Origin of the sequence: Streptomyces spinoverrucosus (assembly GCF_006539505.1) — a bacterium.
Lineage (GTDB): Bacteria > Actinomycetota > Actinomycetes > Streptomycetales > Streptomycetaceae > Streptomyces > Streptomyces spinoverrucosus.
Genome location: NZ_BJND01000021.1, coordinates 1 through 16,727 on the forward strand (window position 1 = coordinate 1; position 16,727 = coordinate 16,727).

General features: G+C 69.5%; 13 protein-coding genes and 1 pseudogene. 6 read left to right on the forward strand and 8 right to left on the reverse strand.

Features of this window, described 5'->3' with window-relative positions; all coding sequences use genetic code 11:
* Nucleotides 1-317: 317 nt before the first annotated feature.
* Nucleotides 318-509 (reverse strand): annotated as a pseudogene (locus tag SSP24_RS15650) (ketol-acid reductoisomerase); the annotation flags it as partial.
* Between the two features lie 340 nt (nucleotides 510-849).
* On the opposite strand from SSP24_RS15650, the gene SSP24_RS15655 reads away from it, so the two are divergent.
* Both SSP24_RS15655 and SSP24_RS15660 read left to right on the forward strand, forming a co-directional pair.
* Nucleotides 850-1,044, forward strand: a complete 195-nt coding sequence (locus tag SSP24_RS15655; protein ID WP_141310155.1) for a hypothetical protein — start codon at nucleotides 850-852, stop codon at nucleotides 1,042-1,044.
* Nucleotides 1,045-1,229: 185 nt separating this feature from the next.
* Nucleotides 1,230-1,778, forward strand: a complete 549-nt coding sequence (locus SSP24_RS15660) for a hypothetical protein (protein ID WP_141310156.1) — start codon at nucleotides 1,230-1,232, stop codon at nucleotides 1,776-1,778.
* An 835-nt stretch (nucleotides 1,779-2,613) separates the two neighbouring features.
* Here SSP24_RS15660 and SSP24_RS15665 read toward each other — a convergent pair.
* The 3 genes from SSP24_RS15665 to SSP24_RS15675 all read right to left on the reverse strand — a co-directional run bounded on the left by SSP24_RS15665 (nucleotide 2,614) and on the right by SSP24_RS15675 (nucleotide 5,043).
* The gene (locus SSP24_RS15665) at nucleotides 2,614-3,099 is read right to left on the reverse strand and encodes a MarR family winged helix-turn-helix transcriptional regulator (RefSeq protein WP_167529600.1); all 486 of its coding nucleotides are present in this window, start codon (nucleotides 3,097-3,099) and stop codon (nucleotides 2,614-2,616) included.
* A 37-nt stretch (nucleotides 3,100-3,136) separates the two neighbouring features.
* Complete coding sequence (locus SSP24_RS15670; protein WP_141310158.1) at nucleotides 3,137-4,492, reverse strand: NAD(P)/FAD-dependent oxidoreductase; 1,356 nt, start codon at nucleotides 4,490-4,492, stop codon at nucleotides 3,137-3,139.
* 128 nt (nucleotides 4,493-4,620) lie between these two features.
* Complete coding sequence (locus SSP24_RS15675; RefSeq protein ID WP_141310159.1) at nucleotides 4,621-5,043, reverse strand: YjbQ family protein; 423 nt, start codon at nucleotides 5,041-5,043, stop codon at nucleotides 4,621-4,623.
* A gap of 107 nt (nucleotides 5,044-5,150) precedes the next feature.
* Between SSP24_RS15675 and SSP24_RS15680 the strand changes: the two genes are divergently transcribed.
* On the forward strand, nucleotides 5,151-6,236 hold the full coding sequence (locus tag SSP24_RS15680) for an NAD(P)-binding domain-containing protein (RefSeq protein WP_141310160.1): 1,086 nt from the start codon (nucleotides 5,151-5,153) through the stop codon (nucleotides 6,234-6,236).
* A gap of 37 nt (nucleotides 6,237-6,273) precedes the next feature.
* Here SSP24_RS15680 and mltG read toward each other — a convergent pair whose 3' ends face one another.
* Both mltG and SSP24_RS15690 read right to left on the reverse strand, forming a co-directional pair.
* A complete protein-coding gene (mltG, locus tag SSP24_RS15685) occupies nucleotides 6,274-7,125 on the reverse strand; it encodes an endolytic transglycosylase MltG (RefSeq protein ID WP_141310161.1) in 852 nt (283 codons plus the stop codon).
* Between the two features lie 43 nt (nucleotides 7,126-7,168).
* Complete coding sequence (locus tag SSP24_RS15690) at nucleotides 7,169-8,971, reverse strand: ABC transporter ATP-binding protein (RefSeq protein WP_141310162.1); 1,803 nt, start codon at nucleotides 8,969-8,971, stop codon at nucleotides 7,169-7,171.
* A gap of 94 nt (nucleotides 8,972-9,065) precedes the next feature.
* Between SSP24_RS15690 and SSP24_RS15695 the strand changes: the two genes are divergently transcribed.
* Nucleotides 9,066-9,518 carry a MarR family winged helix-turn-helix transcriptional regulator gene (locus SSP24_RS15695; RefSeq protein WP_141310163.1) on the forward strand — a complete coding sequence of 151 codons (453 nt, stop codon included), beginning with the start codon at nucleotides 9,066-9,068 and terminating at the stop codon, nucleotides 9,516-9,518.
* Nucleotides 9,519-9,599: 81 nt separating this feature from the next.
* Here the strand turns inward: SSP24_RS15695 and SSP24_RS15700 are convergent, their stop codons facing one another.
* A complete protein-coding gene (locus SSP24_RS15700; protein ID WP_141310164.1) occupies nucleotides 9,600-10,964 on the reverse strand; it encodes a cation:dicarboxylate symporter family transporter in 1,365 nt (454 codons plus the stop codon).
* 175 nt (nucleotides 10,965-11,139) lie between these two features.
* Nucleotides 11,140-12,780 (reverse strand): peptide-N4-asparagine amidase, encoded by a 1,641-nt coding sequence (locus SSP24_RS15705; RefSeq protein WP_141310165.1) that lies wholly within the window; start codon nucleotides 12,778-12,780, stop codon nucleotides 11,140-11,142.
* Nucleotides 12,781-13,029: 249 nt separating this feature from the next.
* Here SSP24_RS15705 and SSP24_RS15710 point away from each other — a divergent pair, with 249 nt between their 5' ends.
* Complete coding sequence (locus SSP24_RS15710; protein WP_141310166.1) at nucleotides 13,030-14,934, forward strand: ABC transporter transmembrane domain-containing protein; 1,905 nt, start codon at nucleotides 13,030-13,032, stop codon at nucleotides 14,932-14,934.
* Entirely contained in the window at nucleotides 14,931-16,712 is a 1,782-nt protein-coding gene (locus SSP24_RS15715) for an ABC transporter ATP-binding protein (RefSeq protein ID WP_141310167.1), read from the forward strand. Before SSP24_RS15710 ends, SSP24_RS15715 begins: the two co-directional genes overlap by 4 nt.
* Nucleotides 16,713-16,727: the final 15 nt, after the last annotated feature.

The following is a 16,727-nucleotide window of genomic DNA, read 5'->3' on the forward strand; positions in this document are numbered from 1 at the left end:
CTCACACAACACCCCACAACACAACCGCCACAGGCCGACGGGGCGGGGCATGTGTCGCGATGCTGCGTCCGGCGTGCGAAGACGTCATGCCGCCGGTGAGAGGCCGTGGCCGGGTTCACAACTGCCTTGCGGCACACGGCTGGACGATGTGCCGCTTCTCGAAGCAATCTGCCGGGCCGAGGCACCCGACAACACAGGAACTCACGCACGGTGTCCTCATATTCTGTCGACTCGCCAGCTAGACCGGACAAGCGCAGACGTTGTGACATCCCTCTTCGGGCAGACAGCCGCACCGGGCTGCGCGAGACCACAGGCGACTACGCCTCCTGGTCGACCCAGCTCATGAGCTTCCGCAGTTCCTTGCCGGTGGTCTCCAGCAGGTGCTCGGAGTCCTGCTGCTTGTACTCGTGGTACTTCTTCAGACCGCCGTGGTCGTACATCAGGTCCACGATCAGCTTCAGCTCGTGCAGGCACTCGAAGTACGCGATCTCCGGCTGGTAGCCCGCGTCTTGATGGCACCGGCACTGGTGCCACCGATGCCCTTGGACCGGCCCGGGTGAGGCGCTCGTGTCTTCGGGGAGGAACGGAATGTTGTGCGGTCTTCGAACGGGCAGCGATCCACAGCGCCCCGATTTCCATCCACTCACCATGAGAGAGAACAATGCATGCCCGCGACACTCCCAACCCGGGCTGTGAATTCGATTAGGAGCTGTCACAGACCCCTCGGCTGTCCGGTCAATGCGGAGGGCGGCACGCGAGCCGCCGTCCATCAGCCATCGCAGCGAGGGATCAGAGGGACGTGTGATGCCACCAGACCCCGACGAACACTCCGACCCTGTCGTCACCAGTGTGTCCCTGGCAGCTGAGGCGGCGCTCCTCGAGGCCCGGCTGCGCATGCTTCGAGAGGAGATCGGTCATGTCGATATGCGCATCAAGGCGGTCTCCGACACACTCCGCCTGCTGGGCGGCGCCGCTCCACCCGCGGCCGAGGCGCCGGACGGTGAGGAGTGCTGCGAATCGTCCGGCCGAGGAAGCACCGAATGACAACGACGCGTTGTGCAGTGTAACGCAGCGGGTGCCCCGCCTTTGGGAAAGCGTGGGGTCAGTGCATCTCCAATCCGTGTGCGCCAGTGCCTATGATGTCGAGGGGCACCCATTCCCGCGTCCGGGCCGGTCCGCACGCAGGTGAGCCGAGGCGCGGCACGAAGGGTTGAGGATGAGAGGAACACATGGTTTCCGTTACCCACACAGCACATGATGTCGAGGTCACCGCAGAGAGCCTGCAGGAGGACCTGGCCCGCCTGCAGATCCAGAAGCAGGCGCTTGAGAGGGAACTCGCCGCGGTCGTGGCGCATCTCAGCTCGGTGCAACGGGCCCTCGGCGCCCTGGAGACTCTGATGCGTGACCCGGCCACGGCGGCCCGGAGCCATGCCCAGACGCCCGTCGCCCCGAAGGCCGACCTCGCCGCCGCCGAGGCCGTGGACACCGCGACGACGTCCGCGCCCCCGGCACGGCAGCCGCGCGGCAAGGACGGTGAACGGCCCGCCGAGGTCGACGCGGACGGGGCGAAGAAGTACGGCAAGCTCACCGAGCAGATCATGGAGTACTTCGCCTCCGTCGGTGATGTCGACGTACGGGCCCGGGACGTCGCCGTGGCTCTGGGTCGCGATTCCGACAGCGGAAGCATCAACGCAGTCCGCAGCACGCTCGATCGCCTCGTCGGTTCGTCCCGCATCCGACGCACCGGCCGAGGCCTCTACCGAGCCCGTCGTTCCTAGTCACACCTCTACGCCGCCATCGCCCACGCGGCCGGCGCACGGTCCGGTCCCGACTCGCCCGCCCTCCGCAGGGGCAGCCGGTACCGGTGCGGCCGCGCCAAAGCCCTTACGTCTTGCGGATCTTGTTCACCTGGAGCCCCATGCGTGTCTTTGTCCTGTGCCCTGCGGCATCCCCTCGGGCGGCCGTGCGATGAGGACGGTGACTCCTTTCGGCTCCTGGCACTCAACTCGTCGATGTGCCGGGGCCGGCTGACGAATGGCTGCCGCATCTGGATGCCGCCGGGGACAGGATCGTCGGCGTGGCCGCCTCGAGCCACTCCCCCTACACGGTCGTGGAGGTGGACGCGCCCGCGCCGACGGTCCAAGCCACGTCTGACGAATCCGGGTTCACGGTGGACGCCGCGTATCTGCCGCTGCCCGTACCGCGTGTCTTTCGGGGCCCTGAGGGCCGCACGGTCCACGCGCAGGTGTACGCCCCGCGCAATCCCCGGTTCGCGGGCCCGTTGGATTACCGAGATGGACACGGCCATCGCCACGGTGATCAGGACCAGCGCGATCAGGGTGCCGATTCCCGCGCGGTGAAGTCGGCCACGCGTCGACGTGCCGCTCTCATGGTGTCCTCCATAGGAAAGACGGGGCAGCCAACTGCTGTAGTGCGTGTGCGCAATGACCGCATCGGCGCCCGAGAGGAGGTCGGCATCGACGTCCAAGATGGCCGACCGGAGAGGTCCACGACCACGGAGCAGCCTGCGAGCGCCTCGGGCGGACCTTGACACTGTTCGGCACACTGTTATGGTGCGGTGTTCACATCAATGGGTCCGGGACGCGGACTCTCCTATGACACGCCCCGGTCCGTACGCGGGCGTGCCACCGGGTCACAGGGCTCCCGAAGGTAGTGCAGGAGATTGCCGTCGATGTCTCCCCCGCCCCTCGTGCCGGCGTCCTGCACCGCTTCGCAGACCGCCCGGTGCAGGATAGGCGCGCCTCGGCGCAGTACCTCGTGGCCGGCCGGAGTGAGCCGTACCTCGACGTTGCGGCGATCGTGCGCGGCGACACTCGTCGTGACCAGGCCGCGTTCCCGCAAGCGGGCCACCAGGCGGCTGGTGGCCGACTGGCTCAGCCCGATCCTGTCGGCCACGTCGATCAGGAACAGCTGCCGCGCAGTGGCACGATGCGCCTGCCCGACGGCCGTGAGCGCGTAGAACTCGCTGGCCTGCAGGTGCAGATACTGATGCAGCCGCCGCTCGACACGGGTCTCGATCTCATGGTGGAGCCGATCGAGCGCGCTCCACCGCCCGATCAACGCCGTGTCCCCGCTCACCGCAGCCCTCCTGGGGCCATCAGCCCGTACAACATGCTCATGCTGCGGTACGGCTCCCCGTCCGGCTCTCGTCCGAGCGCTGGGCATCGCCGCCCCTGACGAACGCGTCCCGGGGATGCTGAACGGAGGCCAGGGAGACGAGATCCCGGCCGAACAGGGCAGCGGTGAGCCAGACGGTGAGGACGCGGATCTTGCGCTCCCAGGAGGGTACGGCCAGGACGTGGTATCCCCGGTGCATCAGCCAGGCGGGAAGCCCCTTGATGACGATCCGCTTGTACTGGAAGATGCCCCGCCCAAGCCCCAGCGTCGCGACGACTCCCAGACTGCTGTGCCGGTAGTCCCGGATCCGTCCCCCGTGCAGGGCGGCCGCGATGTTCTTCGCAAGGCGCCTTCCCTGCCGTACGGCGTGCTGGGCGTTCGGCACCGTGTGCGCCCCAGGCACGGGCGAGGCGAGATCGGGAACAGCCGCATCGTCTCCGGCCGCCCACACATCCGGCACCGGATCGCTGTCGGTGCCCACGCGCAGATCGGGGCGGACCACGACCAGACCACGCTCGTCGACGGGCAGGTCCGTGTGATTGTGCACCACGGGGTTCGAGGCGTTGCCTGCGGTCCAGACGATCAGCGACGAATCGAACTCCTCTCCGTTGGAGAGCACGACGTGCCCGTCTTCGACGGAGACGAGCTGCGTGTTCAGGTGGACATGCGCGCCGCGGCGTTCCAATGAACGCACAACCCAGGCACCGGGCTTGTCTCCCACCTCGGGCAGGATGCGGCCTCGGGCCTCGATCAGGTGGAAGGACAGGTCGTCGATGCTCAGTTCCGGATAGAACTTGAGCATCGCGGTCGCCAGCGACAGCAGTTCACCGAAGCCCTCGACGCCGGAGAATCCGCCGCCCACGAAGGTGACGGTGAGCAGCTTCTGGCGCTCGGCACCAGGCGGGAGTGACGCTGCCTGATCGAACGCGGTCATCAGCCGGTCGCGGATGGCTACCGCCTCCTCCACGTGCTTCAGGCCAATTGCCTGTTGGGTGAGCCCGGGTATGGGGAAGGTGCGGGTCACGGCGCCGGCAGTGACCACGAGGATGTCGTAATGGAGTTCGTAGTCGGCTCCGCTGACGGGCCGGACGGTGACCGTCCGATCTGCGTTACGGATCTCGGTCACGCTCCCCGCGATCAGCCGGGTGCTGCGCAGGTGCCGTCGCAACGACACGGCGGCGTGACGTGCCTCGACCGATCCAGCCGTTACCTCCGGCAGGAAGGGTTGGTAGGTCATGTATGGACGTGGGTCGACGACCGTGACCCTTGCCTCGCCCGTGCGCAGCTTCTTTTCAAGGCCCCATGCCGTGTAGAAGCCCGCGTATCCGCCGCCGACGATCAGAATCTCACGCATGATTCCCTCTGTTGGTTGTCCGACACCAGATAGACAAGGCGGGGCAGGACGGTGTGACAGAGTCGTGTCGGGCTAGGTCGAGCACACAAGGTGCGGAGCTTCGGCGGCCACACCCAGGACGATCTTGCTCACCCCAGGAAACTCAACCGCACCTGCCGGTTCGGGTTGTCCCGGTTGGTGTCCACCAGGCACACCGACTGCCACGTCCCCAGTTCCAGCCGTCCGCCCACCACCGGCAGGGTCGCGTGCGGCGGGACGATCGCCGGGAGTACGTGGTCGCGGCCGTGGCCGGGGCTGCCGTGGCGGTGCTGCCAGCGGTCGTCGGCGGGGAGCAGGGTGTGCAGGGCGGTGAGGAGGTCGTCGTCGCTGCCGGCGCCCGTTTCGATGAGGGCGATTCCGGCGGTCGCGTGCGGGACGAAGACGTTGAGCAGGCCGTCGCGGCCCGCGGCCACCTCCCTCAGGAAGGTCTCGCAGTCACGGGTGAGGTCGACGACCGTCTCCTCGGAGCCGGAGGCGACGTGGAGGACTCGGGTGGTGAACGCGTCTGACATGCTTCCCATCCTGGCTCATGCCTCGGGGTTCGTGCCCGAGCGCTCGCCCGGAGGGTGGGCATACATGCGGTGGGAAGATCCACGGCCTCAGCGCTGTTCGTAGAAGCGTGAACAACACGCGCGAGGTCGAGGTAGTCGTCATAGGCGCTGGTCAGGCCGGTCTGGCCGGCGCCTATCACCTGCGGCGGACCGGGTTCGAGCCGGACCGTGACTTCGTGGTGCTGGACCACTCCCCCGGCCCGGGCGGCGCCTGGCAGTTCCGGTGGCGCTCGCTGACGTACGGCAAGGTGCACGGGATGCACGCGCTGCCGGGGATGGAGCTGACGGGTGCCGATCCGGCGCGGCCGTCGTCGGAGGTGATCCGGGAGTACTTCGCCGCGTACGAGCGGGAGTTCGACCTGCGGGTGCGGCGGCCGGTCGACGTACTGGCCGTCCGGGAGGGCTCGGGCGGGCGGCTGCTCGTCGAGACCTCCGCCGGGGACTGGGCCACGCGGGCGCTGATCAACGCGACCGGGACCTGGGACCGGCCGTTCTGGCCCCGCTATCCGGGCCAGGAGACCTTCCGCGGGCGGCAGTTGCACACCGCGCAGTACCCGGGGCCCGAGGAGTTCGCCGGGCAGCGGGTGGTCGTCGTGGGCGGTGGCGCGTCCGGCACCCAGCATCTGCTGGAGATCGCGCCGTATGCCGCCGCGACCACCTGGGTGACCCGCCGGCCGCCGGTGTTCCGCGAGGGGCCGTTCGACGAGAACGCCGGGCGCGCGGCGGTCGCACTGGTGGAGGAGCGGGTACGGCAGGGGCTGCCGCCGAAGAGTGTGGTGTCCGTGACGGGGCTGCCGCTGAACGACGCCATTCGGCAGGGGCTGGCGGACGGGGTGCTGGACCGGCAGCCGATGTTCGACCGGATCACTCCGAACGGCGTGGAGTGGAACGACGGACGCCACGTCGACGCCGACGTCATCCTCTGGGCGACCGGCTTCCGGCCCGCCATCGAGCACCTCGCGCCTCTGCGGCTGCGTGAGCCGGGCGGCGGTATCCGGGTGGACGGGACGCGTGCGGTCGCCGATCCGCGCGTCCACCTCGTCGGCTACGGTCCGTCGGCCAGCACCATCGGCGCCAACCGGGCAGGACGGGCGGCAGTACGGGACATCAGGCGGCTGCTGGCCGAGGCGGAGGGGGAAGCCGTCGCCGCGTGAGCTGGCGGACACCGACCGGTCGTGATGTCCCGTCGTCTCACCGTGCCGCGGTCTGGCTTCTCTGCCGGGCGTTGAACTCGGCGACGTTGCGCTGGTGCTCGGCGTAGTCGGCCGTGAAGCGTGTGTCGCCCGGCTTGACCGTGACGAAGTACAGCCAGTCGCCCGCGGGTGGGTTGATCGCGGCGCGCATCGCCTCCTCGCCGGGGTTGTCGATGGGCGTGGGCGGCAGGCCCATGCGCTGGTACGAGTTGTAGGGGCTGTCGATCCGCGTGTCGCTCAGCGTCGTGGTGAGCGTGTTGCGGTTCAGGGCGTAGTTGAGGGTGGAGTCCATCTGGAGCGGCATGCCCCGCTCCAGCCGGTTGAAGATGACCCGGGCCACCTTCCCCATGTCGGCCTTGGTGGCGGCCTCCGCCTGGACGATGCTGGCGATGGTGACCGCCTGATAGACGTTCATGGCATTGCGTTGCGCGCCGGCGGCGATCGGCGCCCCGTTGAACTTCTTGATGGCGGTGTCCACCATCGTCGACAGCAACTGCTCCGGCGTCGCCTTCTCCGGCAGCCGATACGTCGCCGGGTAGAGATAGCCCTCCGGATTGCCCTCGGCGTCGTTCGGCAGTTTGAGCTTGGCTCTGGGAATGGCCTTCTTCGTGCTGCCGGGAGGCAGGGCGAGCGCCTTGTCGACGGCGTCATATACCTGGCCGGCGCGCCAGCCCTCCGGGATCACCAGGGTGGCGGGCTTGGCTGCCTTCTCCTCGCCGCCGAGCGTCAGCAGCGGCACCGCCACGGCGGTGCCGGCCACGACGGCTCCGGTCACGATGAGGGCGGCACGGCCTCGGCGCGTCAGTCGAATCGTGCGAGTCGTGTTCCGTGGCGGAGTGTTCATCTGCATGCGGGCACGGTAACCCGCATACCGTCACAATCCCGGCATATCTTCATCTCGTCGGCTCAAGTTGGGCGTCCCGGCGGACCAGAGCCGCATACCTCCCGTCCCGCTCCAACAGCTCCCGGTGCGTGCCCTGTTCGATTGCACGTCCGGCGTCCAGGACCACGATCTGGTCGGCACTCCGAATGGTGGACAGCCGATGGGCGATGGTGAGCGTCGTCCGGTCGGCCGACAGGGCGTCGATCGCCTGCTGGACGGCGTGCTCGGTGCGAGTGTCCAGGGCGCTGGTCGCCTCGTCGAGGATCAGCACGGGCGGGTCACGCAGGATGGTGCGGGCGATGGCCAGGCGCTGTTTCTCACCTCCGGAGAAGCGGTGTCCGCGCTCGCCGACGACCGTGTCGTAGCCGTCGGGCAGGGCCGCGATGTGGTCGTGGATCTGCGCCGCCCGGGCCGCCGCGTGCAGTTCCTCGTCGGTGGCGTCGGGCTTGGCGAAGCGGAGATTGTCGGCGACCGAGGCGTGAAAGAGGTACGTCTCCTGCGAGACGACGCCGACCGCACGCGCGAGGGTGTCGAAGTCGAGGTCGCGGACGTCGACCCCGTCGAGGGTGACGCGGCCGCCCGTGACGTCGTACAGCCGTGGCACGAGGTAGCCCAGTGTGGACTTTCCGGCGCCGGTCGGGCCGACGATCGCGAGGCTGCCGCCGGCCGGGACGGTGAGGTCGATGCCGTCGAGGATCGGCCCGCCCTTCCCGTCGTAACGGAACTCGACATTCTCGAAGCGGACTTCGCCCTTGACGCGGTCGAGGTGTATCGGCCGCTCCCGTTCAGTGATGTCTACGGGCAGGTCGAGGTACTCGAAGATGCGCTGGAAGAGGGCCAGTGACGTCTGGATCTGCACGCCCGTGCCCAACAGGCTGACGGTCGGCCGGAACAGGCCCTGCTGGAGGGAGACGAAGGCGACGATCGTGCCGATGGAGACGCTGGGGCCGCCGAGGTGGAGGGCGAAGCCTGCGGTCCAGTAGATGACCGCCGGCATGGCGGCCATCACGATCGTGATGACGGCCATCCGCCAGCGGCCGGCCATGTTCGAGCGCACTTCCAGGTCGACCAGCCGGTCCGACTCCTGAGCGAAGGATCTTGTCAGGGACTCGGCTCTGCCCATGGTGCGGCCGAGCAGGATGCCGCTGACCGAGAGCGACTCGGTGACCGTCGCCGCCATCGCGGCCATCTGCTTCTGGCGCTGGGTGGTGATCTTTCTGCGTTCGTCGCCGACCCGGCGGCTGATCCAGACGAACACCGGCAGCAGGAGCAGCGAGACGACGGTCAGCCGCCAGTCGAGGGCGAGCATCGCGACGACCGTGGCGACGACGCTGGTGAAGTTGGAGACCAGGGAGGTGGCGGTGGAGGTGACGGTCGCCTGCATGCCGCCGATGTCGTTGGCGATGCGGGACTGGACCTCGCCGGTGCGGGTGCGGGTGAAGAAGGCGAGCGACATGCGCTGCAGACGGCCGTAGACCGCTGTGCGCAGGTCGTGCATGACGCGTTGGCCGACGGTGGTGGAGATGAGTGTCTGCAGCACGCCGAAGACGCTGGTCAGTATGGCGCTGAGGATCATGCCGAGGGCCAGCAGCGTGAGCAGGCCCGTGCGCCCCTGGGGGATCGCGGTGTCGAGGATCGCCTTCAGCAGGAAGGGTGTGGCGACCGAGACGACCGACGAGGCGGCGACGAGCAGGCCTACGACGGCGAGGCGGCCGCGGTAGGGACGGAAGAGTGTCAGGATGCGGCGCACCTGCCGCGGCTGCCCTTCGCTGTCGGCAGGCGGCGTCCAGGCGGGTTCATGGTCGGGCTTCATGGGCTCCTACGGAAATGAGTCGACGCTGACTGAATGGAGCATAGCTCATTGTTACCTATACTCACAATGAATGGCGTCCTGATATTGTTCCCGCATGACCACGCCCGATCCCGACGGACTGCTCGCCGAGCAGTTGCTGCGGCTCACCCGCCGGGTGCACCGGATCCAGAAGCGCCATCTCCAGCAGCGCGTCCTCGGCATCACCCCGGCCCAGTCCCGGCTGCTGCGCACCCTCGCGGAGTACGACGCACCGCCCCGCATGGCCGACCTCGCCGGGCGGCTTGAGGTCGTGCCGCGGGCCGTGACCACCCTGGTCGACGGGCTGGAGGCGCACGGCAAGGTGCGCAGGGTGCCCGACCCGACCAACCGACGGGTGATCCGGATCGAGCTCACGGACGACGGGTACGCGACTCTGCGCGAGCTGCACGGGGCGCGCAGGTCTGCGGCGGAGGAGATTCTGGCGCCGTTGACGGACGTGGAGCGGCGGGTGCTGGGCGCATTGTTGGACAGCTTGGTGGACGGTGGGGGTGGTGAGGGGCAGTGCTGAATCCTTTTGCCCGCGCAAAAGGACCGCGCGCTGCCATCCCCCGTGCGGGAGTGGCAGCGCGCGGTCCCTTCCGAGCGTTGATCAACCGACCTCGGCGGCAGGCTTCTTGCCGACCTGAACGGCCGTGACCTCGTCGTCGACCTCCGGCACGAACGCGATCTCCCCGTCCAGCACCTTCTTCGCCCGCACCGCATCCAGTGCCCCCTCCCAGCGGGACACCGCGAAGACGGCGACGCAGTTGCCGAGGAGGTTCGTGGCGACGCGCATCGAGTCCATGATGCGGTCCACGCCGAGCAGCAGGGCGACCGCTCCGGCGGGGATGGCCCCGAGGGACGCGGCCGTCGCGGACAGCGCGAGGAACGCGGAACCGGGCACACCGGCCATGCCCTTGCTGGTCAGCATCAGCACCAGGACCACGGTGATCTGCTGACCGACACTCAGGTCCACGCCGACCGCCTGGGCGATGAACACCGTTCCGATGGAGAGATAGATCGAGGCGCCGTCGAGATTGAAGGAGTATCCGGTGGGCAGCACCAGGCCCACGGCGTCGTCTCGGCAGCCCGCCTGGCGCAGCTTCTGCATCATGCGCGGCATGACGCTCTCGCTGGACGCGGTGCCGAGGGCGAGCAGCATCTCCTCGCGGGTGTAGCGGACGAACTTCCACAGGCTCAGCCCGGTGAGCGACTTCAGCGCGACGGCCAGCAGCACCAGGAACAGGGCGGCCACGGCGTAGCAGAGAATGATCAGCTTGGCGTACGTCTTGATCACACCGAGGCCGTAGTTGCCCACCAGGTGGACCATCGCGCCGAACACCGCGAGCGGAGCGAGGCGCATCACGAAGCCGACGACCGCGAAGACGACTTCCTGCGCCTGCTCGATCGCGGGGAGGATCGCGGGCACCTTCGTGTGGCCGAGGTGCAGCAGTGCGGCACCCACCAGACAGGCGAGGACGAGCACTTGGAGCAGGGAGTTCTCGGCGAAGGCGCCGACGAAACTCTGCGGCAGGGCGCCGAGGACGAACTCCGTCGTCGAGGGCAGCGAACCGCCCTCCGTCTTCTGGTCCACGGCCGAGGCGTCCAGTTGGGACGGGTCGACGTTCATGCCGGAGCCCGGGCCGACGACGTTGGCGGCGACGAGGCCGAGCAACAGTGCGGCGGTGGAGGCGACCTCGAACCAGATCAGGGCCTTGAGCCCGATCCGCCCGAAGGCCTTCAGATCACCGGCCTTGGCGATGCCGACGACGACCACACAGAACACGAGCGGTGCTATGACGGCCTTGATCAGGCGCACGAAACCGTCGCCGAGCGGCTGGAAAGCCGTGGCCGACTCCGGCCACAGCTTCCCGACGACGATGCCGAGCACGAGCGCGCAGGCGACCTGCGCGAAGAGAGAGGTACGCAGTATGCGTGCGACGCGTCGCGTCAGGGACGGTACGGACTGCGGCACGGGCACTCCTGGGTGGGATCAATCGACTTGGGACAGCCGGTGGGGACTTCTCGGGTCACCAACTTCTGGGATACGGAAAGCAGCTTCCGTCGTTGATCACTCTCAGGGTGCCGTTGATCTCGCTTGCTACCTCCGTGTGACAGTCGTGTAAATCACGCGCCGCGCCCGGCCTCGCTCAACAGCGGTGCCGGTCCTCGGTGAGCACTCCCTGAACGGTCTGCAGCGAGTGATCATGGCAACCGGAGGATCCGTACAGCCGGTAGCGCTCACTCGTCGTGCCCACCGCGTGCCGCTGGTCGCGCGGGACGTTGATGGTGTAGGTGGCGTCACCCGTGTAGGTATCGTCGAGCCGCGACCAGGTGGTGCGGTGCCCGCCGCGCGTCTCGACGACGGTGGCCCGGTCGCCGAGGGTCAGCACCGTGCGCAGGCGGTCGGCCGCGCCGAGGGTGGTCGTGCCGTCCATCGTGTACGTCCGGTGGGCGCGCGTGGTCTTGGCCGGCCCGCGTCCGTCGACGGTGATCGTCTCGGAGTCCGTCCAGGTGGCGTCGAGCGCGTCCGTGGTCTCGCCGTCGGTCCAGCGGTGCACGGAGGAGTTGGTCAGGGAACGGCTGACGGTGGTCGTCACCCGGCCGTGTGAGGTGTCGACATATCCGGCGACGGTGAGCCGGTGCGCGCCCTCGGTGTCCACGCGGTGCTGCGAACCGGGCGTGAAGTTCGAGGAGTTGGCAAGGTCGCCGACGCGGTGAACGGTGAGTCCGCCGGTGACCCGGTCGCGTTTGTCGTCCTGCCAGACGAGGACGTTGACGGGCGTGCTCCAGCCGGGGCGTCCTTCGGGCAGGCCGACGACGGAGACCTCGACGCGGTGCGGGCGGCCGTCGTTGAGGAGACCGGCGAAGGGCGTCAGGTCGTATTCGATCGGCTTGATGTCGAAGGCGCGGGGGCCCGGGACGACGTACCAGAGGAAGGGATTGGACCAGCCGCCCGTCCACACGGTCGGGAACGGTGCGGCGATGCCCGCGAGTTGGCCGTCGACCTTGATCTGCACCTCGCGGTAGGGGCCGTTTTCGGCCTGGCAGGAGTACGGGGCGGAGCCGGGCACCGTCAGATACCAGTACTCCTCGCAGCCGCCGCCCGAGCCGGTGGCGTACACCTCGGCGATGATGCGTTCGGTGTTGCGCGGGGTGGTGAGGGTGGTTCCGTCGGTGAGGGTGAGGATGCGGTCTGGGGTGTCGGCGGGGGGCGTGTGCACTCCGGCTGTTCGCTTTTCGGCCGTGTAGAAGGTGAGGGTGACCTTGACGTCGATGATGCCGGTGTAGGTGTTGTCGACGACGTTGCCGATGAGCATCTCGACGGGCTGTGCGGAGCGCAGGGTGGGGCTGTAGCGCGTGATGTCCTTCTCGACCGACCACTCGATGCCGTCGGGCGACGGCTGCGGTGTCGACGTACGGAAGATCTCGACGCCGCCGACGTGCAGGTAGCCCAGACGGTCGTACTGCCGTCCCTTGACCTTGCCGTCGAGCCGCAGCACGACCTTGCTCCAGCGGACGCCGCACTCCTTCGGCGGGGAGTACGTCCCCCGGTACGGCGTGAAGTCCCGGAACTGTGCCTCGGCCACCGTGACCTCGCACGATTTGGTGTCCGGACTGGTGACGGGCGGGGCGGCGGTGACCGGGTCGTGCCAGTCGGTGCCGAACTCCGCGGGAATGTCGGCGGCTTGCGCGGGGACACCGGCGGCTTGTGCGGGGTTCGCGCCGAGGAGGGTGCTCGCCAGGAGGATCGCTCCGGTGAGCATGGACATGATGATCCGACGTGTCATGACCGGTGTTCTACGGCGAGTTGGGCGGGCCCGCAATGAGGCCTCCGAGGCAGGGGCCGCGCACGGTGGGCCGGGCGGTAGCCGGTTCTGTGCGGCGTGACGGAAAACCGGTTGCTTCGGACCACGCTGTGGCGCGAGCCTTTCACGGCTTGTCACCGACATGCGCGATCCGCCGAGCTTCGACTCGGCACCGTCTCTGTCCCCCTTCCGCCCCTCCCTTCCACCCCTGACACGAGCCACTGGGACGTCATGCAGATTCAACACCTTCCGTATCCCGACCCTGGTGTGCCGGACGCGCGTTCGGGGCCGCGATTCCTGTGGTGGCTGGGCCGGAACCAGTTGCGTGGTCAGCTGGTCTCGCTGGCCTGGGGGCTGCTGCACTTCGGGTCGGTCTCCACGCTGCCCTTCTGCGTCGGCTTCGCCGTCCAGGCCGTGGTCGAACGCTCCGGTGCGCGCCTCGCCCTCGCCGGCGGGCTGATGGCCCTGGCGTGCGTCGGCAACGCCGTCGGCGACACCTTCCTGCACCGGGCCGCCGTCACCAACTGGATCACGGCGGCTGCCCGGGTTCAGCAACTCCTGGCCCGCAAGGCCACACAGCTGGGCTCCGCGCTGACCCGGCGGGTCGCGGCGGGCGAGGTCGTGGCCGTCTCCACGGGGGACGTCGAGAAGATCGGCTGGTTCGTGGAGGCCGTGTCCCGCTTCACCGCGGCCGCCGTCACGATCGTGCTGGTCTGCATCGGCCTGGTCGTCTACCAGCCGGCCCTCGGCGTCGTCGTCGCCGTAGGCCTGCCCGTGCTGGCGGTGGCGGTACTCCCGCTGCTCCCCCGCGCGACCCGGCGGGCCGACTTCCAGCGCGAGAAGGCGGGATACGCCACCGAGCTCGCCTCGGACACCGTCGCCGGGCTGCGCGTCCTGCGCGGCATCGGCGGAGAGGAACTGTTCCTCGCCCGCTACCGCCGCGCCTCCCAGGAGGTCCGTCACGCGGCCGTGCGCAGCGCCCGTATGTGGTCGCTGATCTCGGCGATCCAGGTACTGCTGCCCGGCCTGCTGCTGATCGCGGTCGTCTGGTACGGCGTGCAGCTGGCCCGGCAGGGCCGGATCACCGTCGGCGAACTCGTCACCGTGTACAGCTCGGTCATGATCCTCACCTATCCGCTGCGGCATTTCGAAGAGATCGCGATGGCCTACTCCTTCTCCCGACCCTCGGCCAAACGGGCGGCGCGGGTGCTGTCTCTGGAGCGGTTTATGGATGCCGAGGGGGCGGATGGGGGCTCCCTCGGGGGCGCGGGTGAGGACGCACGCGCGGGTTCGCGTGAGGCCACGCACGCGGGTTCGCGAGAGGCCACGCGCGTGGGCGAACTGCCCTCCGGGGATCTGTACGACCCGGCCACCGGCCTGCTCGCGCCGTCCGGGCGGCTCACCGCCGTGGTGTGCGGCGACCCGGACGCGGCCGGGCGGCTGGCCGAGCGTCTCGGCGGGCATCCGTCGGAGAAGGGGACGTCGGTGCTGCTCGGCGGCGTTCCGCTCGACGAACTGCCCCTCGACCGCGCGCGGGCGGCCGTCCTCGTCCAGGACAAGGACCCGGTGCTGCTGTCGGGCTCCCTGCGCGAACTGCTCGATGTCCCCGCGTCCGGAAAGGTCCGTGCGGAGGCGGCGCTGGCGGCCGCGCAGTGCGAGGACGTGCTGGCGGCGCTCGTGCAGGGCTCGCTCGATGCCGACGACCCGATGGACGCCCGGATCACCGAACGCGGCCGCTCCCTCTCGGGCGGCCAGCGCCAGCGGCTCGCCCTCGCCCGGTCACTGATCACCGACCCGGAGGTGCTCGTCCTGGACGAACCGACCTCCGCCGTCGACTCCCACACCGAGGCGCGGATCGCGGAAGGCCTGCGCGAGCTGCGGGCCGGGCGCACGACGGTCGTGTTCACGTCCTCGCCGCTGCTGCTGGACCGGGCGGACCGGGTGGTGCTGGTGCACGAGGGCGAGGTGGCGGCGGTCGGCGTGCACCGGGAGCTGGTGCACAAGGAGCCCCGGTACCGGGCCGTGGTGACCCGCGAGACCGAGGAGGAGGCCGCCCTGAGCGGCGTACTCAACGAGTTCGACGTAGACGAACTCGACGAACTGGACGAACTGGACGAGATCGAGGAGACCGCATGATCGGCGTGGCGCCACCGGCCTACGACCCGGCGGCCCCGACGACGGCGCACACGCTGCCCGTCGGCGCGCCCGCGACCGTACGCGCCTACGTGGCCGAACTGTTCCGCCGGCACCGCCGGGCCTTCCTGCTCCTCATCGCCGTCAACACGGTCGCCGTGGTCTCCTCCATGGCGGGCCCCTATCTGCTGGGCGGTCTCGTCGAGCGGGTGTCGGACGGGGCGCGTGAGCTGCATCTGGGCGTCACGGTGGCGTTCTTCCTGCTCGCGCTGGCCGTGCAGGCCGTCTTCGTGCGCGAGGTGCGGCTGCGCGGCGCGATACTCGGCGAGCGGATGCTGGCCGATCTGCGCGAGGACTTCCTCGTGCGCTCGGTCGGGCTGCCGCCCGGTGTCCTGGAGCGGGCCGGGACCGGCGATCTGCTGTCCCGGATCACCACCGACATCGACCGGCTCGCCAACGCCATGCGCGAGGCGGTGCCCCAGCTGGCCATCGGTGTGGTGTGGGTGGCTCTGCTGCTCGGCGGCCTCGTCGTCACGGCACCGCCGCTGGCGGCCGCCGTGCTGCTCGCCCTGCCGCTGCTGGTGGTCGGCTGCCGCTGGTACTTCCGGCGGGCGCCGGCCGCCTACCGCTCGGAGTCCGCCGGGTACGCCGCCGTGGCCGCCGCGCTCGCCGAGACCGTGGACGCCGGGCGCACCGTCGAGGCACACCGGCTCGGCGCGCGCCGGGTGGAGCTGTCCGAGCGGCGGATCAAGGAGTGGACGGCCTGGGAGCGCTACACGCTCTGGCTGCGGTCGGTGCTGTTCCCGGTCATCAACGTCACGCATGTGACCGTGCTCGCCTCCGTCCTGATGGTCGGCGGGGTGTTCGTGCTCCAGGGCTGGCTCGGGGTCGGCCAACTGACCACGGGTGCGCTGATCGCGCAGATGCTGGTCGATCCGGTCGGTCTGATCCTGCGCTGGTACGACGAGCTGCAGGTGGCCCAGGTGTCGCTGGCCCGGCTCGTCGGGGTCCGGGACATCGAACCGGACGCCGGGGACCCGGCGACGGCGCCCGACGGACGGGACGTGCACGCCGACCGCGTGCACTTCGGCTACGTCGAGGGCGTCGACGTGCTGCGCCGGGTGTCGCTGGAGGTCGCCCCCGGCACCCGGCTGGCGCTGGTGGGCCCCTCCGGCGCGGGCAAGTCCACGCTGGGACGGCTGCTCGCCGGGATCTACGCCCCACGAGAGGGCCGGATCACCCTCGGCGGCGCGGAACTGTCCCGTATGCCCGCGGAGCGCGTCCGCTCGCATGTGGCCTTGGTCAACCAGGAGCACCACGTCTTCGTCGGCTCCCTGCGCGACAACCTGCTGCTCGCACGACCCGACGCCGTCGACGCCGAGCTGTGGGCGGCGCTCGGCGCGGTCGACGCGGACGGGTGGGCGCGTGCCCTGGAAGAGGGGCTGGACACCGACGTCGGCTCGGGCGGGCTGGCGCTCACCCCGGCACAGGCCCAGCAGATCGCGCTGGCCCGGCTGGTACTGGCCGACCCGCACACGCTGGTCCTGGACGAGGCGACGTCCCTTCTCGACCCGCGCGCGGCACGCCACCTGGAGCGCTCCCTGGCCCGTGTCCTGGACGGCCGCACCGTCGTCGCCATCGCCCACCGCCTCCACACCGCCCATGACGCGGACGTCATCGCCGTAGTCGAGAACGGCCGCATCAGCGAGCTGGGCAGCCATGGGGAGCTGGTCGCGGCGGACGGGGCGTACGCGGCGTTGTGGAGGTCGTGGCACGGGTAAGGGGTGACGGGACGT

Bases quoted from the DNA above. Each gene is read 5' to 3' on its own strand.
- SSP24_RS15660 (WP_141310156.1), top strand. From the start codon at position 1,230: ATGGTTTCCGTTACCCACACAGCACATGATGTCGAGGTCACCGCAGAG.
- SSP24_RS15670 (WP_141310158.1), bottom strand. From the start codon at position 4,492: ATGCGTGAGATTCTGATCGTCGGCGGCGGATACGCGGGCTTCTACACG.
- SSP24_RS15675 (WP_141310159.1), bottom strand. From the start codon at position 5,043: ATGTCAGACGCGTTCACCACCCGAGTCCTCCACGTCGCCTCCGGCTCC.
- mltG (WP_141310161.1), bottom strand. From the start codon at position 7,125: ATGCAGATGAACACTCCGCCACGGAACACGACTCGCACGATTCGACTG.
- SSP24_RS15690 (WP_141310162.1), bottom strand. From the start codon at position 8,971: ATGAAGCCCGACCATGAACCCGCCTGGACGCCGCCTGCCGACAGCGAA.
- SSP24_RS15695 (WP_141310163.1), top strand. From the start codon at position 9,066: ATGACCACGCCCGATCCCGACGGACTGCTCGCCGAGCAGTTGCTGCGG.
- SSP24_RS15705 (WP_141310165.1), bottom strand. From the start codon at position 12,780: ATGACACGTCGGATCATCATGTCCATGCTCACCGGAGCGATCCTCCTG.
- SSP24_RS15710 (WP_141310166.1), top strand. From the start codon at position 13,030: ATGCAGATTCAACACCTTCCGTATCCCGACCCTGGTGTGCCGGACGCG.
- SSP24_RS15715 (WP_141310167.1), top strand. From the start codon at position 14,931: ATGATCGGCGTGGCGCCACCGGCCTACGACCCGGCGGCCCCGACGACG.